This is a genomic window from Vibrio nigripulchritudo (genome assembly GCF_027924785.1).
Lineage (GTDB): Bacteria > Pseudomonadota > Gammaproteobacteria > Enterobacterales > Vibrionaceae > Vibrio > Vibrio nigripulchritudo.
Map to the genome: position 1 here is coordinate 2,518,138 of NZ_AP027049.1, position 25,853 is coordinate 2,543,990.

Genomic DNA, 25,853 nt, shown 5'->3' on the forward strand with positions numbered 1-25,853 from the left:
CACGCCGTAAAATAAGGGCTTTGATTTAATTTATTTTTTGGCTCAGCCGTTACTTTGTATTGGAACGACCATCACAAGGTCCGGCACTTTTGAGCTTTTTTGATCTGGGAGAGAAACGTATGAAGGGATCAGTCATACGGCGCATGTATGCGGGCTTTGCGCTCATCGTAGTGCTATTCATTGCAACCATCACCATCATGATGGGAGGAATGGAAAAAATACACACCAACTTCGAGACGGTAACCAACACGTCTTTACCTTTAGTGTCCATGTCTAACCAAACCAGCGTTCGGCTGCTCTCTGCTGACAAAGCGTTTAAAGACTTTTTAACCACACAAAACCAAGAGCGCATGGAGAGCTCCAAAACAGCGTTTATTGAAGCTCAAAACAGTTTTCAGGATGCTTTGAATGCGTTAGAGAATGCGAGCCGCAATATTCCTGAAATTGCACCAAAAATTGAAGACTTACGTCAGATGGAAGCACAGTATTTTTCCGAAGCTCTGGAGGCAATGGACAACTACGCTGCCATGTTTTCTGCTCAGGAGGACGTACAAAAATCTTCTCGCAACTTCCAAAGGTTGCACACAGAGCTCAGTGTTCGCATGAAAGAGTACGTCGACAAGCAAGATAAAATTGCCGTCAAAGTGATGGCTGGCAGCTATTTCGACAAGTTAAAAGACTCTCAAACCGTCACTTCCGACGCGTTAGCAAGCAGCGACACCGAGTTTGTAAAAGCCGCAGTCAACAAAAATAAAAAGGCGGTAACGCACCTCAACTATGCCTACCGAGGACTGGTCAACCAGCTTCCAGCGTTAAAGGAAGTGTTCGATGAATCCGTTAAGCAGTTTACTCGCGACGTTGGTAAAGCCGGTGGCGTATTGGATCAACACTATACGTATCTGGTTGCCCGTCAAAAGCTGTACGACAATATCGCCAGCCTTGCAGTCAAGGTAGATGAGTCCATGTCTATATTGGGCTCCTTTAATGACACCGCTTCTGCTCAGCTCAATGTCTCACTTGAAGAAGCAGGGGTGGTTTATGAAGAAGGATACGTCAAAGCCATTGGGATTGGGATTGTGGTCTGCGCCATTGCATTGGGTATTGGTTATCATGTTGCTCACAGTGTAAGGGAGCCCTTGACGCGTATTCTTGCCACGCTTGAAGCTCTAACAGCCGGAGATATGACGAAAAGAATTGATATCCGCTATAACAATGAATTTAGCCGTGTCAGCCGCCATATCAACACCCTAGCCGACAGCCTGCATGACATATTGCAGGAGTTGAACGATGCAGCAGACGAACTCACCGAAGTTGCGAATACCAACCGTAAAACTTCAGTCGGCGCACAAGAACAGTTGAACGCTCAGCGTGAACAAACCGCAGGTGTCGCTACCGCTATGACCGAAATGGAGCACTCGGTGACCGAGGTTGCTCAAAGTGCACAAAGCTCATCTGATATGGTTCATCAGGTAGAAACGGCTTCAGAGTCTGGCAGAAAAGTCATGAATGCCAACATTTCTACCATCAATCAACTGGAAAGCCGCTTGAACGAATCGGTTGACGCTGTTTCTCAGCTTCAGAAAATGAGCAGTGAAATTGGCTCCATTCTGGACGTGATTCGCAATATTGCGGAGCAGACCAACCTTCTGGCACTGAATGCTGCTATCGAGGCTGCGCGAGCTGGTGAGCAAGGGCGTGGTTTTGCGGTGGTTGCCGATGAAGTTCGTGTACTTGCCCAAAAGACAACGCACTCCACCAGCGAAATTGAAAGCATGATCAGCAACCTGCAAACCAGTTCGCACGCTGCAAGCCAAGTCATTAAGAGCTGCATGACCGACATGGAACAATCTGTGGCACAGGCGTCTGACGCGAATAGCGCGATGGAAGAGATTCAGGCACTTATTCTGGAAATCAGCCATATGAGTAATCACATTTCTCAGGCAGCGGCTGAGCAGCAGTCAACCACCACCAGTATCGCAAGAAGCCTGAACGACATTAATAGCATTGCTAATCAAAGCTATGAAGCCATGTCTGAAATCGCTTCCGTCAGCCAGGATCTCAGTCGACTGTCATCTCAACAGGGCGACATTGTTCATCGATTCAAACTGTAATTCCCATCCTAATAGAAGCTCGCAAACGCGAGCTTCTTACTTTCTGTTACACCCGCTCACCACTTGTTTAATTTTTAAAGCAAAAAAATACCGTACAAGTGCAACTCATTGCTCTTGTTATTTAAAACGAGCATCCCCATAACTTAATTGCTTGCTGACTTTTATACCCATGAAATCTAATACTTGGGTTTACCCTCTCATTCTCCAGCAGGCCACTTTATTGAGGACATGAAATGGCCGTACATGTAGGTATTATTGACCAAGACCCGGTGCGCTTGGTGACACCGCTTTTGGACAACCGAACGATCAGCACCCATATCGTTTTCATTGGTGACAAACATCAGGAGCCAATGTATCAACGACTGTACTCTGTATTACAACTGCGTGGCATTACGTCGGAGTTCTACGAAATTCCCAGCGTCGTGAACACATCAAAAATCAAAGAGTCCATTCAAATCCTCGCCGAAGACCTCAAAACCAGAAATGTTGATGTCAAACTCAACGCCAGTTGTGGCTTGAGACACCGATTACTTTCTGTCTACGAGGTTTTCCGTACTTATCACTGGCCAATTTTTGTTGTTGAGCCATTTAGTGACAAGCTTTGCTGGCTATACCCTGATGGTCGTGAAGACGCTCAGGTTGAAGACCATATTAAGATTGAAGATTACCTGACCATATTTGGCGCGCGCAGTGAATTCACTGAGCAGGAACTGCCCGAACAACTGGATCAAAAACTTTACCAACTTGGCGAGCGCTGGGCGGGAAATGCTCTGGAATTAGGTCCAGGTCTAGCGACATTAAACTACCTGGCAACCACGTGTCGTAAAGAACAGAAACTGGATGTCGCTCTGACTGAAAAACAGCAAAGCTACAAAGAGCTGGATATGTTGATTTCGGATCTGGTTGAAACAGAGCTCGCGACCTATGAGAAAGGAATTCTGACGTTTGCCAACGAAGACGCAAGACGCTTCTCTAATGGTGAATGGCTTGAAAACTTAGTGCATAGCACCGTAAAACAAATTCAAGACGAACTCCCAACCATTCAGGACCGTTCTCTGAATGTTCAGGTTTATCGCCAATTGGGTGAAAAAGAAGTACGTAATGAACTGGACGTAGCGACCGTCGTCAATAACAAACTGCATATCATTGAGTGTAAAACCAAGGGTATGAGAGACGATGGCGACGATACGTTATACAAACTGGAATCGTTACGCGACCTCCTAGGAGGGCTTCAGGCGCGCGCTATGCTTGTTAGTTTCCGTCCTCTTCGTCACAACGACATCACTCGCGCAGAGGATCTAGGTCTGGCACTGATCGGTCCCGAAGAGTTGAAAGATCTGAAAGCCAACTTAACCGCTTGGTTTAAAGACGCTGGCGGTCACGAAGAGCTCGATTAATTTTGAGTGAGATTTAAGCATGAAAAAGGGCATCATCTGATGCCCTTTTCTCTATCTAAACTTTATATCAAAGCCTTACAGCATTTTACGTGCAGCTTCGACCACCACTTTAATGGAGCGAGCTTCCGTTTCTTTCAGCGTGGCATGATCAGGAATTTCTTTTTGTGTACGGTTAATGATAACCCCAGCAACACATCCTGCTTTCAGACCCGAACTTGCACACATAGTCAGGAGTGTGGCAGATTCCATTTCAAAGTTCAGCACACCCATGTCTTGCCACTCTTTCATTGAGCCCTGGAAGCGTCTTACAACACGACCTGAAAACGTATCGTAGCGTTCCTGACCTGGGTAGAAGGTATCACTTGATGCAGTAATACCAGTGTGAACCGTAGCGCCTTCTTCCAGAACCGCGTCTTTCATTGCGGTTGCGATATCAAAGTCGGCAACAGCTGGGAATTCCATAGGAGCAAAGTGTAGGCTCGCACCATCCAGACGAACAGAACCGGTAGTCACAATCATGTCGCCCACATTTACGTGAGGTTGGATAGCACCAGTAGTACCTACTCGCAAGAATGTTGTTACGCCAAGTTGAGCCAGCTCTTCCACCGCGATTGAGGTAGATGGACCACCGATACCAGTGGAACAAACGACAACCGGTTTACCATCCAGCTCAGCTTTGTAAAGCGTGTATTCTCGGTGGCTTGCCAAAAACTCTGGGTTATCCATTTCTTCAGCAATCTTCTGTACACGTGCCGGGTCTCCGGGAATGATTGCTAAAGTAGCACCAGCAAGATCTTCTTGGGTAACACCTAAGTGAAAAACAGCTTGAGACATAAAGGACTCCTTGGTTGTCGATTTGTTCTCTTTCACCCCAGTAAATTATATAAGGCTTTTACACCTTCATTTATATTTTCACCTTTTTCAGAAAAAAGGATAACAAGCCGAGGTCAGTTGAGCTCAGCTTGCAGAAAAAAGTGTTGGGGTATTTGATTGATTAATGGGTACCCGTTTACTCTATCGAACAAACCCCAAACAATTAGTGATCAGATTCACGATATCGTTTAAGTGTTAACATTGATTTTCAAAGGAAATCGATTTGCATCACACAAAAGTGCAACTTTGTGGCTAATTTACCATCAACGCTTCAGAAGTATTGCCCTTCACTTCAGCAAAATAAGAAAAGCCTTGCTACTTAGCAAGGCTTAAAATTCGAAAAGCTAATGTCAGTCATCAGTCCTTAGGTGTAAACCTTAGCAGGCGAAGCGCATTTAATGTTACCAGCGCAGTAGCACCGCTATCGGCTAGAACCGCCACCCATAGCCCGGTAATACCAAACAGACTTGTAAACAAAAAGACGCCTTTTAACCCCAATGCTAACGCAACGTTTTGCTGGATATTTCTCAGCGTTGCTTTGGAAAGCTCTATCATTGCAGGCAACTCTTCTAACCGGCTGTGGGTTAGAGCAGCATCGGCAGTTTCGAGTGCGACGTCTGTCCCACCACCCATTGCAATACCTACCGAAGCGGCTTTCATCGCTGGAGCATCATTGATGCCATCTCCCACCATTGCTACATGCTTATGCTGGGCAAGTTCATTGACGTAACTTACCTTATCTGCGGGTAACAAGCTGGCTTTGAAATCCATGGCGACTTTGCTCGCCATTTCTTTCGCTGCAAGTGAGTTGTCTCCTGTAAGCATAACGGAATCAATTCCGAGCTTTTTAAGCTTTTCTATTGCTGGAGCGGCATCGTCTCTCAGCGTATCCTGCCAGGCAATCAGGCCTTCCAATGCACCGGAAACAGACACTAGCACCACCGTTTTACCGCGCGATTCCAGCGATTCGATTTCAGTCTTCAGGTCAGACGAGACCTGACCCTGAAACTTAGAAGGTGAAATCAAGATAACGGGCTTGCCGTCTACCTCACCAGAAATACCACTTCCGATCTGTGCCTGTTTGTTTTTCGCCTCAGGCAGTACCAAACCGGAGGATTCTGCCTTCTGAACCAGAGACTTTGCCAGTGGATGAGACGAGCCTACTTCTATAGCAGCAGCCAATGTCAGCAATGTATTTGTATCCAACTCATTGACTGGTTTAACGTCTGTGACCTGCGGCTTACCCAACGTCAGAGTACCGGTTTTATCAAACGCTACTGCTTCAATTTTTCCTAGCTGCTCTAAAGCAGCTCCGCCTTTGATCAACGCACCACGTTTTGCCGCAGTCGCTAACCCAGACGTGATCGCCGCGGGTGTGGATATCACCAAAGCACACGGACAAGCAATCAGTAAAAGTGCCAGACCACGATATACCCAAGTCTCCCAAGGTTGTTCAAAAAATAATGGCGGGGTAATGATCACCAGCAGAGATACCACCATCATTAATGGCGTGTACCAGCGACTGAACTTGTCTAAGAATCGCTCCAAAGGAGCTTTGCGAGATTCCGCCTCTTCAATCAGATGAAGAATTCGATCGATGGCATTCTCACCTTGCTCAGAAGTAATGGACAGTCGCACAACTTTATCGACCACCACCGATCCAGCCATTACCTGATCACCAATATCTCGCCCGACAGGAACCGACTCCCCAGTGAGTGCGCTTTCATCAAAACTTGCATTGGTATCAACAAGCTTACCGTCTGCCGGTAATCTGTCCCCTGGAGCGACTTCAATTATGTCACCAACACTGAGTTCAGACGCAGCGACTTCAACCCGAATACCGTTTTCAATGCGAATGGTATTTTCAGGCACCAAAGCCATTAAAGACTGAACACCGCTTCGAGCCCTTGATGCCGCGTACGCTTCCAGCCTCTCTCCTAATAGAAACAGTAAAAGAACCATTGCGGCTTCAATGGTTTCACCCAGATAAAGCGCGCCAAGCGCTGCCACACTCATCAGAGTTTCAATAGCAAACGGAGTGCCGCTTTTCGCCAGCTGAATGGCTTTTTTGGCAACAGGATACAAGCCTGCAATGCACACAAAGGTGAACATCCAAGCACCAACTTGAGGAGACACTTGATTGATAATGGCGGAAATTGCCATCGCAGCGGAAAGCGAAATGATGTTCAGATTCGCTTTCAAAAATGTCAGCATTCGGTTTTCAGTGGTCTTGGATTCGACCTGTTTTTTTGGTTGTTCAAACTGAAACCCGGCTTTTCGTACCGCTTGTTCGATGAGAGGTAAGGTGGCCGCCTCTTGGTATTGCACAACCAGTTTTTCGGTGGCAAACAACACCTTGGTATGGGAAACATCCTTGATTGAAGAAACGGCATTTTCAACTTTTCGCGCGCAGGACGGACAGTCCATACCCAGAATTTTCCAACTGCCAGACAGCGTGTCACCGCCTGGCGACCGCTCACCCTCGTCTTCTATCGAAGCTGTTTCGCCTCCTCCCGAGCAGGAATCACTGTTACAACAATGACCCGATTCTGTATTGCTTTCGAGAGGGGCTATGGGTGTGCAGCTACTAATAGAAAGGGTTGGTCCAGTGTGTTTGCTTTTGCAACTTTCGTGTTTGATGCACATAGTCTTTATCCTTATAAGTATCGGAATGAAAGCTGGGAACCTGAGTTTTTTTGTGCCGATTCAAGTCCTGTGCATTTCACTCTCATATGAATCACAGATAATATTTGATTTTGACTATACACCTTGGAGTCGAGTCTAAGGTCAAGCAAATTTTAGAGAAAACCCTTTTTTGTGAAAATTACCTCAAACGACTGAATACAATTTGTTGATCAAGCTGAAGCTGATACGATTCGTATTCCAGACCTGCGTCAAAAATGTATTCAGTCACTAAGCGCCTTGCGCATTCAACCAGTTCTTTCCCAACCCATGGTTTTTCGAAGTAACTTTCAATACGTGCCTGATTGATGGCAGAAATCGTATCCTGATGTGTCGCCTGCCCTGTCAGAAGCACTTTCTTGGTATGAGTAAAACGACGGTCCTGAGAAATCTCGGTTAAGAGCTCAACGCCTGACTGCCCCGGCATAACATGATCCGAAATAACCAGTGCAATATGCTCACCTTGTGCATCCAAATCTTCGATAAGTTCCAGTGCTTCTTCTGCCGACTCGCAGTCCTCAATAGTCAGCCATTCTTCTAAAGGTGCGAGATCTTGCAGCACCGCACTCAATACTTCCCGCTGGTCATCCACACACACGATGTTAATTTTTTCCATAACCAACCTCCTTTGGGTTTGTCGATTTAGGTAACTTGATCCGAAAGACCGTTTTTTCGTCGTCGCTCTTCACGACAACACTTCCCTGATAGCGGCTAACCATTCTTTTCACGATGGATAACCCCAACCCAAGACCGAACGAAAGCCCACCCTTCTTGGTAGTAAAATTGGGTTGAAATATTTGCCTGCGAACGCTTTCTTTTATTTCTGGGCCATTATTGGCAATCGTCACTTTGATGTGGTTGTCGCTCTCTCGGGTTAGGATCTCAATACCGGGATTAGGCGTAGACGACAGAGCATCGCAGGCATTTTTGATGATGTTTGCCCATACCTGAACCAAGTCACTTTCACTGCCTTTTATCTTACTGGTACTTGCGGGGCTGAATCTTACATCGACTCGTCGGATATCGCTTTGCAACAAAGCTAGTGACTTATGAATGGTGTCGTTAACGTCTACCCATTCTTCGGCTTCGGTATCAGAGCGTCCCAACTGCTTCACCGATTTAACGATGCTAACGGAGTGCCTTGCTGCCACTCGCATGTCGTGTAAGTCTCGTCCTACGCTCCAGTATTTCACTGCGTCTTCAGGCGATTTAAGCCAGTCGTCTGATAATTCGGAGGGCGAAACGGCTCTCGCTAATGCTTTCGCCAGTTGCTTTTCAATTCCAAACTCACTGCTGATTTGTTTCGCTCGAGCACGAACTTCCTGAGAGCTGGCAGTCTGTCCTTTCAGAAGACCAGCATCAACAAACTGACTGGCTCCGGGGTGTAATTCTTCAAGCAACGCTAGAATGACTTCCTGCATACGTTCAGTTTTGCTACTGAGTACCCCAACTGCATTGTTCAGTTCATGCGCAATGCCTGCCGCTAGTTGCCCAAGAGTAGTCATCTGTTCTGCGGTGTGGAGCTGAGTCAGCACTTTTTCTTTCTCAATTGCTTCTTGCATGGCGCGCTTCTGACGCCGTGAAAGCTCGTTGAGAATTACAGGGGTAAACTGTTGAGTCAGTGAGCCCAACCGTTCTTCATCCACGGGAGGTGTTTCGTTATCTATCCAGGCAAGTACGCTTGGTGACTTGCTTACAACGCTGGAAGACGCCACAAAATCTCCAGAAAAGAAACTGTGGACTCCAATAAATGCCCCCTCAGACGCACTGAATACTTTGGCTACCGATGAAGAGTTTTCTGCTTTTACAAACCCTTCTAGCTCGCCCGAAACCACATAAAAAAGACGCCGGTTTTCTTCACCTTCCGTCAGGAGTGCTTCTTCAGCATCCAGTTCCAAGTGGCACATTGGGTTGGAAAAATAATGCTCAATCACCTTGGCTACACTGGTATTCATGTCGCTACCCTATAAAACTAGACAGGTTAAGAACCCAAACCAACACAAAGCTCAGAACTACCCCAACCAAACCGAGAATAACCCCGACTTTTGCCATCTGGTTCGTGGCGACATTTCCGGTGGCGTGGGCAAGCGCATTAGGAGGCGTACTAATAGGAAGCGACATCCCCAAAGAAGCTGCGAATGTCACAACCAGAATCAGCGTCACTTCTCCACCCAGAGGTGACAGCGTTGCCATAGACGTCCCCAACGCAGCCATGATTGGCATAAGTAAGTTGGCTGTAGCGGTGTGAGACATGAAATTAGCCATCAGCAGGCATAAGAAAGCTGCACCAAGCAACACAATATAAGGAGAGAATGAATCGAAAGGTATGCTGTGCACCACCAGACTTGCCAAGCCGGTTTTATCCAGCGCCAAGCCAAGGGCAATACCCCCCGATACTAACCACAATACGTCCCAGGAAATCTTTTTGAGATCTTCCTTGTTTATGATTCCGGTTAACGAAAATACCGCCACCGGAATTAACGCCACGGTATAAGAATTCATACCGTGGGCAGAGCCCATCAACCAAAGCAAAATGGTGAGTGCGAAGACAATGTAAACAGTGATGGCTTTGGGTGTTTTAAGGAACTTGCCTTTGATTTTGAGATTGATGTGCTGTTCGTCAGCGGGATAAAGCCTTCCTATCAGAACCCAAGCAAGCGCCATCATAACAATCACAAATGGCACACCAAAGGTCATCCATTCACCAAAGGAGATCATATTCTCACCCGAAAGGTATTTTAGTGCTATGGCGTTTGGTGGCGTTCCAATAGGAGTGCCAATTCCACCTATGTTAGCGGCAACTGGTATAGATAGTGCGAAGGCGATTCTTCCCGGATCGTTCAAACCAAACACGGCAATCACTGGCGCGAGTATCGAAAGCATCATTGCTGTAGTCGCGGTATTGGACATAAACATGGAGAAAACGCCGGTAATCAGCATTAAACCCAGCATCACATTTTTTGGATTGGAGCCAAATGGCTTGAGAAGCACTCTGGCCAGGTTGACATCAAGCCGGTATTTGGTGGCGGCCATCGCCAGAAAAAAACCGCCCAGAAACAACATGATGATGGGGCTGGCAAAGGTTGCCATGATGTCACTATATTTTAGAAGCTCCCCGAAATGCGGCTGCCCGACATCAAGCCGGAAGAAGATCAGACCTTTATCTGACAGCAGCAGTAACTCCAACACGATAATGACAACAGATGTGGCATAGATGGGAATTGGCTCCAATACCCAGCACAAAGCGGCAAGCAAAAAGATAGCAACCACCCGCTGTTGCAGTATGGTCATTCCCTCAAAAGGAAAAGCCGAGAGTGGCATGATGAGAACGATCAAAGGGACAATGATGGGGATGAGAAACTTGCTATATTGGCGCATATGACAACCGTGCTTCCTTATACTGCGAACGCACACATTATGTGCGATATAAGGAAGACGGTTTATGGCGTCAGATCAATGAATATGCAAACAGACTAAGTCTCTGAGAGTGGACGATCCCCCTGAGCCCGTGCCCTGGCCATTTCACACACGTGCTTTTGAGCTGTGACTTCTTCCATCATTACCGGATCACAGTTGCAAAACGGTGCCATATTCACGGTTGTCGTCGCGGGATCGATTTCATTTGGCACGATCTCGGGTTCAGACTGCTCGGTTTCCATCATGGAATGCACATGGCGCTGCAGAACACCGATACCAATAATACCGAATACTACTGCCCCCACCGCCTGTCCGTACAGCACACCTAATGCACCAAACCATTCTGCTCCCAGATAGACGAATGGCAGAGTACCGATAGTGGCTTTACCTAAATTCAATGCGGTTGAATAGACTGGCTTGCCCAGATTATTGAATGAAGTGTTCGCGACAAAAAGTGCGCCATTAAACACAAAGCTTAAGGATACAAAGGTACAGAATGCCGCAACCATGATTTGCGCATCGCCCGTCAAACTGAACCCGGAAATGATGTATCCCTGAACGAGATACAACAACACCGAGACCGCCAGACAATAAATAGTGACAAAGATAAGCGAGTTTTTAAGCGTATCTTTTACCCGATCAATTCTTTCGGCACCGTAGTTCTGACCGATGATAGGACCAACCGCACCGGAAAGCGCAAAGATCACGGCAAACGCAACGGGAATAACCCGCCCAATTACAGCAAAACCCGCAACGAAATCTTCGCCAAATTGAGCAATATTTGCCGTAACAATAGCGTTACCAATTGGGGTTGCTGTATTGGTAATAACCGCCGGGAAAGCGATGGTCAGAATGGTACGTAAATCTTCCAGCACTTCTCTTGGTACCGGTACTTTTACCAGCTTGTGGACTTTGAGAAGCGGCATAAATGAAACGTATAGAACAGTGAATCTAGCTACCACAGATGCTGCGGCCGCGCCTTCTACATTCCAGCCAAAACCAAAAATGAAAATCGGGTCCAGAATGGCATTCACAATACCACCAGACAACGTCGCCCACATGCTACGCTTGGCATCTCCCGATGCTCTCAATCCAGCACCACTTGCCATGGCTAATGCCAGAAAAGGGCTGCTGGGCAGTATGATTTCGAGGTAGGCTTTTGCACGTTCCAGTGCCATCCCTTTCGCACCTACCGCACTCAAAAGTTCATCAAGGTAGGCATACATAAACAGGGTGACACACAAAGTGATAACGAATGAGATGACCAAGGTGTTACTGGCAAGACGAATCGCTTTGTCGTGCTGTTTGGCACCCAAGGCTTTTGAAACCAGCGCACCCATTGCGATAGAAGAACCAATAGATACCGAAGTGGAAAAGAACAGTAGTGTTCCGGCAAATCCAACGGCCGCCGCCAGTTCGACTTGCCCCAACATACTGATGAATAACATGTCCAGTAAGTCGACCGCAAACAGTGCCAGCAAGCCGACAGAACCTGCGCCTGACATCGTCAGGATGTGCTTCATAGTCGAACCAGTGACAAATTTGGCTTCTTCTGTTGCCATATGAGAACCTTTGTTTTTAATTTTTGTTTATAGACAGTAACAAAAAAGGCGCTATGTGCGCCTTAATAAATTCATCAGAAACCAAATTGTCACAAACTCGCGAATGCTTAAACCGGATGTTGAAAACAGTCCTTAAGGTTAATCCCAATCGCCCTGAGCACTTCAGTTCGGGTCACAATCCCCAATAATTTCCCGTCTGAGTTCACGACTGGATACACTTTCGGCTTACCCACTTTCATCATGTCTGCCAGCTCAATAACGGACATTTCAGGAGAAACGGTTAACACATCTGTGCTCATGCAGTCGGCGACAATGTGCGTGTCTTGGCAGTAGTAGCTGACTTTTACCAGTTTATCGAGCAAATCCTGCTCCGATAAAAATCCTATCACCTGCTTTCGTTCGTCTAAAACCGGACCACCCATGTGCTTAGAGCTCATAACCTTATCCAGCGCAGCAGTCAGAGACATATCTTTAGTGAAGGTAACTGCATGGTGCACCATGTAATCTTTTACTTTTAATGATTCCATCTTTGCTCCTTAAATTGCCCTTTTGGCGCAGCCAACCAAACGAACAATGTTGCTCTTAGTTTTAATCCGATTCGTATACCCCAGACTTCATTAAGCAGAAATCAACGCATATTTGTGTGGGTATAAAGTAAGTGTTGCCTAATTTCTTGTTTTTACTAAATCGAATTGAACAATTTTATTAATAGGTGAGCCCTATCTCACTATTAATACCTTCTGCAACCCAGAGCTGAACCCTCTTATTAAACATTTACTTAAAAAAAACCGAGTTAACTTATTAAATTCTATTACACTTTTTAGGAGGGCTTTTGTAGGCGATAAACGATTGGAGAGAACTTGAGCTTTATTCCAATTTTTCACTTAAAACTCACGATTAGAACTGAATCGCCGAAATAATGATTTAAAGGACAATTATAAAGCTAAAAACATGGAAGCCGCCAAATAGATAGCAATATGCACGCAGATGCGCCAACTCTATGTTTTCACAAAATAAATAGAAAAACGACATCCGATGTATCACTATTGACTCTTACATCAAAAAAGAACTTCAATTGTTACTTTTCGGTTAGTTTTAGTCGTATAACAGGCTAGGATATTGAAAAATATATGTAACTAGGGTCAACGCACAATAACCTGAAGTTATGTAAGGAAATATCTCACGGACATGGGGTCTATGCGAAAAGAATTCGTCTCAATTGCCAGCAAGGTCGCGACTCAGGTTAGGCAACCACTTTTATGGTTGACACTGATGGCGTTGTTGCTGCTTTCTGTTGCCAGCTATTACCTTTCTCTTAGCGAGATGAAGAAAAATGCCTCTTCCCGAATTCACTCCGTCGAGCGTTCTACTGCGTCTGCCATCTATAATTTCGACTTCGAACAGCTCTCCGCCATTACCGCTACTTTTGACAATGACAGCCTTTTCGAGCATTTCTCCATTTGGTCAGAAGGCGAAATGCTGGCGCAAACCCGAGAGCTGGATGTTTCGCGAAAGGATCTGATTTGGAACGAATGGGAGCACCGTTTCCCCCTCACCTACATCAATAATTACGGCGAAGAGATGGTGGTGGGACATATAGAAGCCTATGTGAACCCGGAGTACCTGCTCAGTTTTTTCGCACTCTCTATATCGATTTTTCTAGCCTCTATTTTGTTTATTGCGCTGTGCATACTGATCATCGTAAGGCGTTCATTTCACAAAACTGTGGCACACCGCTTAACGCACCTCTCCTCTCAGTTCAATTTGCAGCGCGAACATAACGAATACGAACATCTGACCAAAATTGAGGATTACCCGCAAAAAGAACGAGATGAAATTTCTGATCTGGTTGACGCTTACAACCTGTCATCTTTGCATGCGGCAAGGTACATCGAGGCCATCAACAAGAACAATGAACTGCTTGCGACATTGGCGCAAAAAGACCCGCTAACGGGAAATCTCAATCGACAAGCTTTCTTAGAAAACATGAGCCAGACACTTGAACAGCCAGACGTGCACGGAACGCTAGTCAGGGTCAATATTCTCGATTTCTCGTCCATCAATCTGAAATACGGCCAACACCATGGCGACGATATTTTAAAGAAAACCAGCCAGGCCTTGGTTCAATGCAATCCATCCAATGCTTCTGTGTGCCGCTTAGGAGGCGATGATTTTTTTCTCTTTTTGCCAGCATCAGAACCGTCAGACAGCGAGACTATTTATCGCAATATCAAAGAGAGCATGAGTGCGCACGATCTCAATATCAACCTAGGTATCGCCCGCCACCCAACCAACGCCTCGGAAGCTGAACTTCTTATTCACTGTGCAGAAATAGCCCTGCTGGAAGCCACAGAGCTCAAACTGGATTACTGTGATTACCACGAACAATACGAGAGCGCGTTAAAACATAAGATCTATCTGGATTCCTTTATCGAAGAGCTGATTGCCACTCACAAATTCCATATGCATTATCAGCCACAAATGCATCTGGCGACGTTCGATATTTTCGGGGTGGAATCCTTGCTGCGACTGGATGAAAACGACCAGTCTTCCCCGTGGGAAGTCATCACTCGGGCTGAGAAAACCGGCACCATGCATGATTTAACGCTGGCCATCATTGAGAAGGTATTCAAAGATTGGCAGCATCACATCCATTCCTGCCCGAATAGCTTTACGCTCTCTATTAACATATCGCCTTTGTCTCTCAGCAAAGAGCGTTTTTGCCAGCAGGTTTTAAACTTGGCTACGCGCTATAACTTCCCGCTAAATAAACTGGTATTAGAACTGACCGAGCTTGCTAAGGTGCAACAACAAAAGGAAGTGAACGACAACCTACTGCAATTGAGAGCAAGTGGCGTTCGTTTCTCACTGGATGATTTCGGAACCGGATTTTCTTCGCTGGAATACCTGCTTAGCTACGGCTTTGATGAAATAAAAATCGACCGTAAGTTCGTGATGGATTTGGATTCACGGGAAGAATCGGTACAGATAATCAAAGTGATCAACTTCCTTTGTCAGACATTAGGAATGCAGGCAATAGCCGAAGGCATTGAAACACCAGAAGAAGAGCTGACATTGAAACGTCTTGGCGTGACTATTGGACAGGGATTCCGTTATTCTCGAGGGCTGCCTATTAACCAGTTAATGGACTACATTTCGCAGCGCAAACACGCTGAGTTAAAACGAACGTTGAACTAAATTCGCACCTCTGCCATCTGGTAAAAATATTTATCGTTGTCGGGTATAAAGTCCGCACTGTTTTTGCCGATAAATTACGAGTGCCAGGGATATGATTTAGCCTTTGCATCATGTTGCGCTTGTCTTCAGCGAACATTGACTATACTGTCATTACAACGCTAAACAAGCCCAGCTTTAGACTCAAGAATTTCGTTGTGACACTGCACCTTGAGGTTCCTTGGGTATATACTAAAATAAATATCAATTAACTGCCTGACAGTACTAACTTGAAATGTGGTATCTATGAGTAACAACCTTAACAGTACGGTTTTAACCGAAAGCGGTACAAATGAGCTGGAAATTATAGAATTTCATCTGCAGAAACTACTCCCGGACGGTACGACTAAAACCTGCTATTACGGTATTAACGTTGCGAAAGTACGTGAAGTAATTCAGGTTCCTGAAACGACAGATTACCCAAATGCACAGCCACATATGGTGGGTGTATTTTCCTCTCGCGAAAAGCTGACTCCCCTTGTTGATTTAGCAGGCTGGTTGGGTGTTCCTACCAAACAAGACATCGACAGAAAGTTCGTTATCGTTACCGATTTCAACCGCATGACTAATGGCTTCCTGATAGACAGCATCAGCCGTATCCATCGTATTTCCTGGGAAGATGTAGAATCGCCTAGCCAGTTCTTGGAAGCAGGTGAAAACGACTGTGTGGTTGCGGTAGTTCGCCAAGATGGCAACCTGATCATGATCCTGGATTTCGAGAAAATCATTGCTGATATCAACCCAGAGCTCAGCATGGAGAAATACGACGTTACCATCGATAAGAGCGTTGATCTTAACCAACGTATGGTTACAAAACGTCAGGCAAGAACCGTAATGGTTGTAGACGACTCAGCCTTCATTCGTAGCTTGATTGAGAACACGCTACGCTCCGCTGGTTACAACATCATCACCTGTAAAGATGGTGGCGAAGCTCTGGAGAAGCTCACCGAATTTGAAGGTCTATCGAAATCAGAAAACCTACCTATCTCTGAGTTTGTTGATGCTGTGGTAACAGACGTAGAAATGCCTAGAATGGATGGCATGCACTTGCTGAAGCGTTTACGTGACAGTGAAACCTTCGCGCAGATGCCAATTGTTATGTTCTCGTCTCTGATGAGTGACGATAACCGCCAGAAAGCACTGGACTTGGGTGCCAATGACACCATCACTAAACCGGAAATCGGTCGTATGATTACAATGATGGACCAGTACATTTTCGTGTAGTGAAATTCTAGGTATTAGAAAGGTCGCTCTATAGCGACCTTTTTTGATCTCATGACTTTTTTGATCACATGATAAATAACGTTTATCCCGAGTTTGGCTTAAATAAACAAAACCCCGAAACGAGCTCGGGGTTTTATTGAGTCTGACCTTCAAAGTCGTGTCACTACACGCGGAAACGACCCACTAAGTTGTCCAGACGCTCACACTGAACCGCCAGATTTTGTGAAGACTCATTGGCTTCTTCAACAACATGAACCATTTGCTGACTGTTGTCTGCAATGCGCTGAATGTTGCTGTTCACATCTTCACTTACTGTGGTCTGCTCAAACGCCGCAGTCGCAATCTGAGAGTTCATTTCATTAATGATGCCTATCGAACGACTGATTTCATTCAGAGAGTCAGATGCCGTATTTGCCTGCTCAATGGTGCGTTCACCACCCTGCTGGCTGGACTCCATTGCGGTCACCGCTTCTTTCGCACCAGCCTGAAGCTTTTCAATCATGATCTGAATTTCACCGGTGCTGTCCTGAGTCTTACTTGCCAAGGCACGCACTTCATCTGCTACCACCGCAAAGCCACGACCTTGCTCACCTGCTCGTGCCGCTTCAATCGCCGCATTAAGAGCAAGTAAGTTGGTTTGCTCTGCGATGCCACGAATAACATCCAGAATCGAAGCAATGTTTGAAACGTCAGAATCCAGTGTATGAATAACGGAGCCTGCATGTTCAAGCTCATTAGCCAGCCCCTGAATTGAAGTGACGGTCGCGCGAAGCACGTTCGCGGCTTGTTGAACTTCATCGTTGCCAGATTCACTGGCAGATGCCGCTTCCTGAGCATTCTGACTGACGCTCTCACTGGTGGCTCGCATTTCATTGATAGCAGCCGCTACCATTTCACTTTCTTGCTGCTGAGACGTAACGCCAGAGACCACATTTTCGGTCAGCTGGTTAAACTGATTCATCTCATTGCGAACCTGGTGAGTAGCATCCACAACTTCACCAATGGTCTTTTGCAGTGAAGACACAAAGGTATTGAAGTTTCGTCCCAGTTCGCCCACTTCATCAGTGGATTCAATATCGACACGTTTGGTCAAATCGCCCTGACCAGATGCGATTTCTGCCATGTTTTCGTTCAGGCGACGAATCGGACCAATGATCCAGCCGGACAGTAACCAAGTCATAGTAGCACCCAGTAATACTGCAAGACCACTGCCCAGCTCCAGAGCCAGTTCAGAGGTATGTGCCGCATCACTCGCCTGTGTACGCAAGTCGCCCTGTACTTTCTCAATATCTGAGCGTACAGATTTCAGTGCTTTACGCATGACGGAAAAGTCATTCATCATCGCGCTTTGGTTCTGATCAAACAGAGCTTTTGCGCGGTCTGGGTCTGCAAACATGGTTTCGTATTTGCCAATCCAGCTTTCTGTGGCTCTGATAAGCTTATCAACGGTTGGCTTGGAACTTGCTGGCAGTACATCGGCATCAAGTAGCTCGTAAAGGCTCTTTAAACGAGGGAGCGCTTTGTAAGCGTTGTCTTCAAATTCAAACTTCTGCTTTTTGATTTCTTCCTGATCACCGTTTGCCAGCATTAGCCCTTGCGCGGCCGAAATTACCTGATACAAATCGCGATACGCATCCTCAATTTTCTCAAGAACAGGTTGAATCGTATGGTTGAGCTTTTGGTTCGCTTGGTTTTGGGCACCAAAAAGAACGACGTTATAAATAGTGATTGAAGAGAACAAAACGATCATAACTCCAACCGGAAGTGCCATTTTCATTCTCAGAGAGAGGTTAGATAACCAATTCATACTTTACCTACAATAGAGCAATTACTCTAAAACATTGATATTACATACCCGCACAGGCATCGCTGTGAGCGGAGATAACAAAATTTTAATTCATAGAACTGTGTGTTTTCGTTATCTGAATCAAAGCAACATGCGGGCTAAAAATTCCCTTGAGTTACTTTTGACTCGTATAGCCTTTCCCCTAAATTTTCACCGCCAGCAAGCAGCTAATCGTTTGCGCAGCATTAAAATAAGGCTATATATAACAGTGGCTTATAATAAGCTTCGCTTCTTTCCGTATGGGTGCACTAAATACCATTTATTTCTAAATTAAACAATATTTTTTATGAGGAGAATTGCCGTTAACTGAAAAATATTCGTGACGAAGACCCGGCTGATTATCTTTGAAAATCAACTTAGCCTGATGCTGTTTCACCACAGCTTCAACTAACGCTAACCCAATTCCGTTACCCGTCTCACTCCGGCTTTTGTCTGCCCTGAACAGCGGTTGACACACTTTGTTTTTATCGGTGTCTGAAATGCCGATGCCGTTGTCACTGACCACGACACCGCACTGATCCGTCACCACTTCGATACAGCCTGATTCGGGTGTGTACTTCACCGCATTTTCAACCAGGTTAAACAATGCCCGGAACATCAGTGAGCGGTCACCTTGTATTTGGCAAGGTTCGTCTTCTCTTAAGGTCAGAGTTTGGTTTTTTTGCTCTGCCAGTGGCATTAAAAAATCCACCACATCTCGAGTAACCTGCCCCAGGTTGACTACCTCTTTTTTGATTGCCACCTGCCCACTATTTAGCCGTGCAATTTCAAGCATGCTATTGAAAAGAGAAAGGATAAGATCCAGTTCATCCTGACACGACATAAGCTCTTGGGCGTGACTTTCATCCAAATTTTCTGAAAGGGTTAGCTCCTCAAGTCTCAATTTTAAGCGAGCCATCGGCGTTCGCATATCGTGTGCCATACCAATTGAGAGAGATTTGAGAGTCTCTTCATTCTTTTCCATCTGCTCAATCATAAAATTGAGATGTATTGCCAAAATATCGAATTCATCATCATTGGCTGATACAGGCAATTTCACCTTTTTTTCACCACACAGGAAGCGATTCATGGCGTGATTGACCCGATGGAGCTTACGCAGTACGACAATGGCAAACCCTGCCACGCCGATAAACATGAAGGTGACAGGAATAAGAACACCGGACAGGATCATGGGTACGACTTTGGAGCGGTAGGATTTCAGCAGCTCAGGTTTGATTCCGATTTCCAGAGTTCGTCCGTCAAAAAGAATAAGCTGATTATCTCCGACGCTATTGCGCATTACCGGATAGGACTGGGGAATGGATACTCGAATGATGTTATAGGTGAAGGGGCTGTCGGATTCTCGCTTTCGGGTAACGAGTCGCTCTATCTCGTTGCCACCACGTAGATTAGCATCGCCAAACTCCTGGAGTTCATCCTGAAGTTGCTGGTTAAGTTGATCGCGGTGAAAGCGTTCTGAATGAAGAAAAACCTGATGAACAAACAGGGAGTACAAAATCCCTATCGCCAGCACCAACAACAGAAGTATTTTGAATACAGAGGAACGGGTAAGGTCGTGATTAACAGCGAAGGACATAACCGGCCCCACGAACCGTATGCAGCAGGTTAGTTCCCCCTACCTCATCGAGCTTTTTCCTTAAGTTGGCAATGTGAACATCAATCACATTGGTTCGGGGATCAAAATGATAGTTCCATATCGCCTCAAACAAGCGCATTCTGGAGATCACCTGCTCGTCATGCTCAAGGAAGTACTGCAAAAGCTGAAACTCTTTGGGCTGTAAGTGAAGTTCGGTCCCTTCGTAGCTGACCTTGTGTGCTTTCAAATCCAGTTTTAAGCCTGCGTACTCCAGACTACTGACTATCTGAGTTGTTGGTTTGTGGCGACGGACTATGATGTCTGTTCTTGCGATTAACTCGGCAAGGGCAAAAGGCTTGGTGAGGTAATCGTCACTCCCCGCCTGTAAGCCACTTACCCGATCTTCCACGCTATCCATTGCGCTTAAAATCAGCACAGGAACCTGTACTTCGGCGGCTCTTAAAGCGGCAAGTACTTTCATTCCATCCAGACCCGGTAACATTCTGTCTAAAATGATCATCTGATAGTCGCAGCTTACCGCCATCATCAAACCATCCTGACCGTCGGCGGCTTCATCAACGATGTAGCCATGCTCTTTCAGCCCTTTAGAAACAAATTCTCTTGTGGTGGCATCGTCCTCAATCACCAGAATTTTCATACAGTTACCCTTCAAGTACTCAACAAAGTGAATACTATCAAAGGGGTAACGATAAAACTTTGTATAAGGACAAAAATGCGGGGTTAATTGGTCATCTTAAATAGCCAAGGCGATGCAATATCTTGGAAGGGCGTACTTCTCACGGCAAAGACAATCTTAACTAATTGAATTTATTTGAATAAGTAGATCAAGGAGAGGTTAGCCAACTGCGATGAAGATAGGATTAATTATTGTTAATGTGGATTGTCGTGAAGTGCGGGTTGGGCGTTTTCGCAGTCATGGTTCGGATTTGGTCCATCTGAATGAAAGATTCGTCTTCGTCCAGATGGCTTAAAACAAGATACTCAATGCGGTCGGCGCCTATTTTTGTACTTGTAGCAACGCCTTCTTCTGTTTCTCCATTTAACATTTCCAAAGTCACTTTGAATTTGAACACACAAGCCAGTTCAATAAAGTCGTACTTGTCACAGCTGATCATAAGTTCTTCCATTTAACAACGTCCTTTTAATCATGGCATAGATTCCGCTGTTAGGGAGAAAATAAATCCGGTTTAAGCGCACAAAAAAGCCGCCTTTTCAGGCGGCTATCAAATCTGTCATACGACCATATATACCCAAGTGACCTCAAGATGCAGGATTCAGAGCCTCATATTCTGTTTCAGTTCAAGGAAACGAACGCAGCGGAATGACCCGTCCTTTCCAAGTTCTTTGACGATGAAATGAGACAGAATATGGGCTCCCAAGGGCGAGTTTAACTGGCTTTCATACTGCGTTACCGATTCTTGATTTAGAACCACTAGATCTTCAAATCGGTGTCTTGTCTGAAAAGCCAGTTAATTCTCGCTGAACTTAGCATCTTGAGGTTACTTGGGTATAAGATAAATTATCTTTCCCAGTACGCTTCTTCCAAGCTGTCTTCACGCTCTGGTAATCCTCGGGAAAGACGAGGTGAATGCTGAACCAACACTTCATAGCTGGCGCGGTTTGAATACTTGCACACTTGTGAGAACGAGGAATACGTCAGATAAGGATACTGGTGCTTGCTTGAATTAGGCACGTTCTCCTTGTGGTAACGGTTTGCGGCCATATCGTGCAGTAGCGCAGACAATGCCGCGTCTCCGGCACCATTGGTGTTCTTAATTTTCTCTGGACCACCCATGTAAGGAGCGATGTGAGAATAAACTTTGACTGGGTTATCAGTATTGGCTTTACGTACCGGGCGGCTGAATTCGTAACGGTTAAACTCCGCAATTGCACCAGGAAGAAGTGGCAATGAGGTTTCACGCTTTGCAGTATCTTCAGCAAATCCTGCCATGTAAAGACCAACGGGACCTGCGGTACACAGAACCAAATCCACCCACTCCAGAGTCTTGTCCGAAGCCAAAAGCGGGTCACTTTCCCCCGTCAGTGCTTCAGCTTCATCTTCATTCATGGCAACAACGCTAACATGATCCGCCAAGAATTCCTGCCAGAAAGTAGGATCATCCTGAATCACATATTTAGTGCCCAGGGTCAGAACGACTGGCACATCGTATTTCTTCGCATACTGGATAGCCTGCATTGTCGCTTCCGGCATTGGATCACCCGGTTTACAACGAACCAGATAAGCGGTAAGAACTAGCGCAGAAGCTTTCTGGAAAATGTTCTCGGGTATGCTTTCCGGTTTCAGTTGGTTCATGTGACCTTCACTGATTGCGAAAGTACGTTCGCCATCTTCACTAATAAGTGCAAAACAGCGACCGATAGCGCCGTCTACACCCTGCAGGTAGTTTAGGTCCATTCGGCTAGAAGTATTGCAAAGATAGCGGTAGCCGTAGCTGCCAATTTTGATGTCCTGACTCATCACCCCAAGAAGGATCGATTTATCGTCAGCTAAAACAGAATAGTTGTGCAGAGTGTTACCGATAGTACCACCGGCAAATTCATTGGTGACCAGCCCCTGATCTTTCAGTTCGTTATAGAGGTTTTCAGCCGTTTCATCATCGATAACCAGAGAGTGTCCCTTACTCAGTGCAAATTTCTCAATGAATTCATCGCTCACTTTCGCTTCAATATCCACCAGAGTCTGGTCGATACCAACGATGTGAGTACGAGCCATTTTCTTGCTTTCCTGTGCTTGAGTAACGAGTGGATCACGCGCGTGCACAGGGAAATAATGTTTGGATTTTCTTTGACCGGGAAACTTCATAGTAAATAAAACTTTTTAAGGGACAAGTCGGGAGCGCGATTGTAGCTCGCCTGTATATACGCGGCAATAAGCCCCCAAAAGGCAAACGTTTGCTTGTAGATATATAGCATAAACCCCTGTTTGTACTTCGTTTACATCGTTTGATTTAGTGGCTTTGACGGTTACAGACGCACAATTTGCGCATCAGGATTTAAAGAATTGTAGTTCATGTTGAGCAAAATTTTTGAGATTGGGAAAGACATAATCCAGCCCAGTTCCAGTAACGCCCATCCACTTAGCCAGAGTTGCTCCTACCTGATCGTTCGATAAAGTTGGGATGATACGTCCAACCCCTAGATCATCTGCACCTTTTAGGGAGATGTCCGGATATACTCCAATAGCATTCTCTGTTTGTACACTGCCACCCACTATTAGCTGATGACTTCCCCACCCGTGATCAGAACCTTTTCCATTTGCCGCTATTCTTCGCCCGAAATCAGACATAGTAAATGTCGTCACCTTCGAATCGAGTCCCAGTTTTTCTAACTCAGCATAAAACTGCGCAATACCCTGACTCAGCTCTCTAAGCAGTGCTGGATGCCTTTCTAGCTGGTCATCATGAGTATCGAAACCGTTCAGACGAACAAATATCGTCTGCCTTGAGTGGCTAAAATTTGGTGCGAGCCTTATCAACTTCAGAGCTGAGTTAAGTTGGGGACCCAACGTTCCTATGCTGAGCAGTGATTCTGAATCAGCAATTGGGGCAAGTTGATCAGATAGATACTCGCTTTTTTCCAGAGCCTGTCCTTTTACATCTGAAAGGTACTGATGAAAGGGACTTTCTGGTGACTTGTCATTCATGGCAATGAAGCTTTGCCGAGTACGTCTGTTTTTATCCAGCATTCTCAGCTTGGTGATTTTGCCGATCTTGATGACGTTTTGCTGAACTTGCTGTGCCCGAAGCCAGTACGTTTCTCTGCCCAAGCTGAAAGAAGGTTCTATCTTCCCGCCCAATTCAAGAACATCCAGCATACGACCTGCCCAGCCATAGGCATTACTTAGCCCGACAGCACCTTTCATCCATTCCCCCGCCTGTGAATTATGAGAAAACAGCTGCGGGGGCAGTGACTGGCCATTGTTGATACTTTGCTTGCTCAGAGGCTCTCGTAGAATCCCGGAATTAAGCACAACGTTACCTTTGCCCTGCTGGATAAGATTTTGAAGTTCAGGCATTGCTGGGTGTAATCCTAAACTGACGGCTTCTCCTTCTCTATCTTTCACCTTTAAATCAATCGGCAAAATTTCATTGCGTTCTAAAGCAAGATCGGAACGTGCCTTCTGGTATTGAGCATAATGTTTCTCGTCGGTTGGAATAACAGTGTTAAAACCATCGTTTCCACCGGCAAGATAGATGCAAACCAATGCTTTAAAGTCTTTGTTGTCGTCTCCATGTGCTCCCATTACCAAGGGAGAATTCAATAGCACAGGGAAAGATAAAGCGGATGCAGAGTGTAAAAACTGACGGCGGTTAATCTTCATTTCAAACCTCCCTGAACAAAATATTCATCACTGGTGATAGTCAGATAAAGCAACTCCTGAAGCAGACGCTTTTGCTTACGCGTGCCTTTCACATTCCCATATTTTGCAGAATGAATGACCAGAATATTTTTCATTTCCTTAGACATGGTTCCACCAAGTAACACGAAATCGAGCGCTGAAACCAGTGACTTCGGCTGGCTGGTCAGATCCAGCCAACCCTGCATGTTTGCGGTAGGAGCATTTTTGTTGGATTGCACAAGGTAAGACAACATGATGTTGACCATTTCGGTGTAACTGTTCCAGTTCATCAAAGCCAGTTCCGGCGCGACCAGATTATGCTGTGCCAAATCCCCTGTTGGCTGATAATCGGGAGAATAGAAATTGAATACCGAAGGCGAACGAAGCGGTCCTTGCTGCGTAACACGGTATACCCGTCGAACATCCACTTCCTGTTTGTTCTGGGGTGGGAATGCCCGGTATAACTGAGTCATGGCAAGTAAAGGCTCTTTAACTTTAATGGACTGTTCGCTATAGGCTTCCGGGTCCATAAGAATGGCTTTAAACACCGCCGACAAATCTCCTCGAATGCCCATGCCATTGTTAACAAATACGTTGGCTACGCGCTCAATGTACTGTGGTGAAGGGTTTGAAGACGTCAGTCTTTGAATCAACAAGCGGGATATATGGGGCGGAAGATTTGGGTGATGAAAGAGAATGTCCAGCGCCTGTTCGAGATCTTGTTTTGGGGTTTGCCAGGCTTTAAACGCATACCCCATAAACCGCTTAGTCTCGTAATCATGATGATTGCCATTGTTTTTCATAGGCTTAACTAGCGATTTTTCACTGCGGGTCCAGCCTGTCAGAATTCTCGCCAGCTCTTCAACATCATTCTGGCTATAAGCTGGGATCGGCTCTCCGGCATTTCTTTTCACGCTGCCATCAGGGTTAAGCTGATATAAACCGAGCGTAAAAAGCTGCATCACTTCTCTGGCGTAGTTTTCATCCGGAAAGCGCCCTTTTTCAGGGTTGGCTTTTTTACTTCCCATCATGGAAAGATATTTACCCATTGCGGGGTGTAATGTCACCTCTTGCAGTAAATCCCGGAAATTGCCGAAAGCGTGTTTTATCAGAACATCGTAATAGCTTGCGAGTGAGTCAGGATAACGCCCCAATCCCCCAAACCGAGAAACAACAAAAATCTGACTGAGAGCGAATGCGCTACGTTGACGCAATTGGTCTGGCGATTCGGTGACAACCTGCCACCATACGTACTCACGCCTCGCCTGTTTTTCAAAAGCTGTCGAGTTAGAAAACCGTGGGTAATGATAGGTGGGAGTCTGACTAATCTGCAGATCAATCCATTCTGACCGCCCCAGTTTTTTCAGTTCATTGAAATCACTCTGAGTGGGACCAAATGTTGCTGAAAGCAAGACCTGAAAATGGGTTTTGTCGTCATCACTGGCTTGTGCCGAATGGATGAGTGCACTTGCCAAAACAACAAGTAGCAGGGGCAGATTTCGTATTGTCCTCATACTTCGCCTCGGTCATTTCCCTTGAATTAGTTATAG

Annotated in this window: 18 protein-coding genes; 4 read left to right on the top strand and 14 right to left on the bottom strand. The window is 45.8% G+C overall.

The window, feature by feature from the left end; translation table 11 throughout:
* The first annotated feature begins 119 nt into the window (after nt 1-119).
* Nucleotides 120-2,111: a methyl-accepting chemotaxis protein gene (locus QMG91_RS11505; protein ID WP_281826588.1), complete on the top strand. Its 1,992-nt coding sequence runs from the start codon at nt 120-122 to the stop codon at nt 2,109-2,111.
* Between the two features lie 233 nt (nt 2,112-2,344).
* Nucleotides 2,345-3,508, top strand: a complete 1,164-nt coding sequence (locus QMG91_RS11510) for a DUF1887 family protein (protein WP_022550202.1) — start codon at nt 2,345-2,347, stop codon at nt 3,506-3,508.
* A gap of 75 nt (nt 3,509-3,583) precedes the next feature.
* On the opposite strand, the gene udp is transcribed toward QMG91_RS11510, so the two are convergent.
* The 7 genes from udp to QMG91_RS11545 form a co-directional block, all read right to left on the bottom strand.
* A complete protein-coding gene (udp, locus tag QMG91_RS11515) occupies nt 3,584-4,342 on the bottom strand; it encodes a uridine phosphorylase (protein WP_004399241.1) in 759 nt (252 codons plus the stop codon).
* A 396-nt stretch (nt 4,343-4,738) separates the two neighbouring features.
* Nucleotides 4,739-7,027 carry a zinc/cadmium/mercury/lead-transporting ATPase gene (locus QMG91_RS11520; RefSeq protein ID WP_281826591.1) on the bottom strand — a complete coding sequence of 763 codons (2,289 nt, stop codon included), beginning with the start codon at nt 7,025-7,027 and terminating at the stop codon, nt 4,739-4,741.
* Between the two features lie 178 nt (nt 7,028-7,205).
* Nucleotides 7,206-7,679 (bottom strand): response regulator, encoded by a 474-nt coding sequence (locus tag QMG91_RS11525; RefSeq protein WP_004399238.1) that lies wholly within the window; start codon nt 7,677-7,679, stop codon nt 7,206-7,208.
* Complete coding sequence (locus QMG91_RS11530) at nt 7,666-9,018, bottom strand: sensor histidine kinase (RefSeq protein WP_409351239.1); 1,353 nt, start codon at nt 9,016-9,018, stop codon at nt 7,666-7,668. The genes QMG91_RS11525 and QMG91_RS11530 overlap by 14 nt, the downstream gene beginning before the upstream one ends.
* 4 nt (nt 9,019-9,022) lie before the next feature.
* On the bottom strand, nt 9,023-10,441 hold the full coding sequence (locus tag QMG91_RS11535) for an SLC13 family permease (protein ID WP_281826592.1): 1,419 nt from the start codon (nt 10,439-10,441) through the stop codon (nt 9,023-9,025).
* Nucleotides 10,442-10,536: 95 nt separating this feature from the next.
* Nucleotides 10,537-12,042, bottom strand: coding sequence for an MATE family efflux transporter (locus tag QMG91_RS11540; RefSeq protein ID WP_281826594.1), 1,506 nt, complete (start codon nt 12,040-12,042; stop codon nt 10,537-10,539).
* Nucleotides 12,043-12,149: 107 nt separating this feature from the next.
* A complete protein-coding gene (locus QMG91_RS11545; RefSeq protein WP_004399234.1) occupies nt 12,150-12,569 on the bottom strand; it encodes a CBS domain-containing protein in 420 nt (139 codons plus the stop codon).
* 670 nt (nt 12,570-13,239) lie between these two features.
* Here QMG91_RS11545 and QMG91_RS11550 point away from each other — a divergent pair.
* Together QMG91_RS11550 and QMG91_RS11555 are read left to right on the top strand one after the other, a co-directional pair.
* Nucleotides 13,240-15,240 (top strand): GGDEF domain-containing phosphodiesterase, encoded by a 2,001-nt coding sequence (locus tag QMG91_RS11550; protein WP_038122887.1) that lies wholly within the window; start codon nt 13,240-13,242, stop codon nt 15,238-15,240.
* 282 nt (nt 15,241-15,522) lie between these two features.
* A complete protein-coding gene (locus QMG91_RS11555) occupies nt 15,523-16,500 on the top strand; it encodes a chemotaxis protein CheV (RefSeq protein ID WP_004399232.1) in 978 nt (325 codons plus the stop codon).
* A gap of 163 nt (nt 16,501-16,663) precedes the next feature.
* Here QMG91_RS11555 and QMG91_RS11560 read toward each other — a convergent pair whose 3' ends face one another.
* From QMG91_RS11560 to QMG91_RS11590, 7 genes are all read right to left on the bottom strand, one after another.
* Nucleotides 16,664-18,307: a methyl-accepting chemotaxis protein gene (locus QMG91_RS11560; RefSeq protein WP_281826597.1), complete on the bottom strand. Its 1,644-nt coding sequence runs from the start codon at nt 18,305-18,307 to the stop codon at nt 16,664-16,666.
* 304 nt (nt 18,308-18,611) lie between these two features.
* Nucleotides 18,612-19,922 (bottom strand): HAMP domain-containing sensor histidine kinase, encoded by a 1,311-nt coding sequence (locus QMG91_RS11565; RefSeq protein ID WP_281870030.1) that lies wholly within the window; start codon nt 19,920-19,922, stop codon nt 18,612-18,614.
* Nucleotides 19,906-20,580, bottom strand: coding sequence for a response regulator transcription factor (locus QMG91_RS11570; protein WP_281826599.1), 675 nt, complete (start codon nt 20,578-20,580; stop codon nt 19,906-19,908). The genes QMG91_RS11565 and QMG91_RS11570 overlap by 17 nt, the downstream gene beginning before the upstream one ends.
* 223 nt (nt 20,581-20,803) lie before the next feature.
* Nucleotides 20,804-21,070: a Rho-binding antiterminator gene (locus QMG91_RS11575; RefSeq protein WP_022589451.1), complete on the bottom strand. Its 267-nt coding sequence runs from the start codon at nt 21,068-21,070 to the stop codon at nt 20,804-20,806.
* Between the two features lie 392 nt (nt 21,071-21,462).
* Entirely contained in the window at nt 21,463-22,767 is a 1,305-nt protein-coding gene (locus tag QMG91_RS11580; protein WP_022550193.1) for an inosine/guanosine kinase, read from the bottom strand.
* A 183-nt stretch (nt 22,768-22,950) separates the two neighbouring features.
* The gene (locus QMG91_RS11585; protein ID WP_281826601.1) at nt 22,951-24,285 is read right to left on the bottom strand and encodes a DUF1501 domain-containing protein; all 1,335 of its coding nucleotides are present in this window, start codon (nt 24,283-24,285) and stop codon (nt 22,951-22,953) included.
* Nucleotides 24,282-25,817 (bottom strand): DUF1800 domain-containing protein, encoded by a 1,536-nt coding sequence (locus QMG91_RS11590; RefSeq protein ID WP_281826603.1) that lies wholly within the window; start codon nt 25,815-25,817, stop codon nt 24,282-24,284. Before QMG91_RS11590 ends, QMG91_RS11585 begins: the two co-directional genes overlap by 4 nt.
* Between the last annotated feature and the right edge of the window lie 36 nt (nt 25,818-25,853).

What these genes read in the sequence shown, in the direction of transcription:
- QMG91_RS11580 (WP_022550193.1), bottom strand. Translation starts at nt 22,767, where the DNA reads ATGAAGTTTCCCGGTCAAAGAAAATCCAAACATTATTTCCCTGTGCAC.
- QMG91_RS11565 (WP_281870030.1), bottom strand. Translation starts at nt 19,922, where the DNA reads ATGTCCTTCGCTGTTAATCACGACCTTACCCGTTCCTCTGTATTCAAA.
- QMG91_RS11530 (WP_409351239.1), bottom strand. Translation starts at nt 9,018, where the DNA reads ATGAATACCAGTGTAGCCAAGGTGATTGAGCATTATTTTTCCAACCCA.
- udp (WP_004399241.1), bottom strand. Translation starts at nt 4,342, where the DNA reads ATGTCTCAAGCTGTTTTTCACTTAGGTGTTACCCAAGAAGATCTTGCT.
- QMG91_RS11570 (WP_281826599.1), bottom strand. Translation starts at nt 20,580, where the DNA reads ATGAAAATTCTGGTGATTGAGGACGATGCCACCACAAGAGAATTTGTT.
- QMG91_RS11540 (WP_281826594.1), bottom strand. Translation starts at nt 12,042, where the DNA reads ATGGCAACAGAAGAAGCCAAATTTGTCACTGGTTCGACTATGAAGCAC.
- QMG91_RS11590 (WP_281826603.1), bottom strand. Translation starts at nt 25,817, where the DNA reads ATGAGGACAATACGAAATCTGCCCCTGCTACTTGTTGTTTTGGCAAGT.
- QMG91_RS11560 (WP_281826597.1), bottom strand. Translation starts at nt 18,307, where the DNA reads ATGAATTGGTTATCTAACCTCTCTCTGAGAATGAAAATGGCACTTCCG.
- QMG91_RS11550 (WP_038122887.1), top strand. Translation starts at nt 13,240, where the DNA reads ATGCGAAAAGAATTCGTCTCAATTGCCAGCAAGGTCGCGACTCAGGTT.
- QMG91_RS11545 (WP_004399234.1), bottom strand. Translation starts at nt 12,569, where the DNA reads ATGGAATCATTAAAAGTAAAAGATTACATGGTGCACCATGCAGTTACC.
- QMG91_RS11520 (WP_281826591.1), bottom strand. Translation starts at nt 7,027, where the DNA reads ATGTGCATCAAACACGAAAGTTGCAAAAGCAAACACACTGGACCAACC.
- QMG91_RS11585 (WP_281826601.1), bottom strand. Translation starts at nt 24,285, where the DNA reads ATGAAGATTAACCGCCGTCAGTTTTTACACTCTGCATCCGCTTTATCT.
- QMG91_RS11505 (WP_281826588.1), top strand. Translation starts at nt 120, where the DNA reads ATGAAGGGATCAGTCATACGGCGCATGTATGCGGGCTTTGCGCTCATC.
- QMG91_RS11535 (WP_281826592.1), bottom strand. Translation starts at nt 10,441, where the DNA reads ATGCGCCAATATAGCAAGTTTCTCATCCCCATCATTGTCCCTTTGATC.
- QMG91_RS11555 (WP_004399232.1), top strand. Translation starts at nt 15,523, where the DNA reads ATGAGTAACAACCTTAACAGTACGGTTTTAACCGAAAGCGGTACAAAT.
- QMG91_RS11575 (WP_022589451.1), bottom strand. Translation starts at nt 21,070, where the DNA reads ATGGAAGAACTTATGATCAGCTGTGACAAGTACGACTTTATTGAACTG.
- QMG91_RS11525 (WP_004399238.1), bottom strand. Translation starts at nt 7,679, where the DNA reads ATGGAAAAAATTAACATCGTGTGTGTGGATGACCAGCGGGAAGTATTG.
- QMG91_RS11510 (WP_022550202.1), top strand. Translation starts at nt 2,345, where the DNA reads ATGGCCGTACATGTAGGTATTATTGACCAAGACCCGGTGCGCTTGGTG.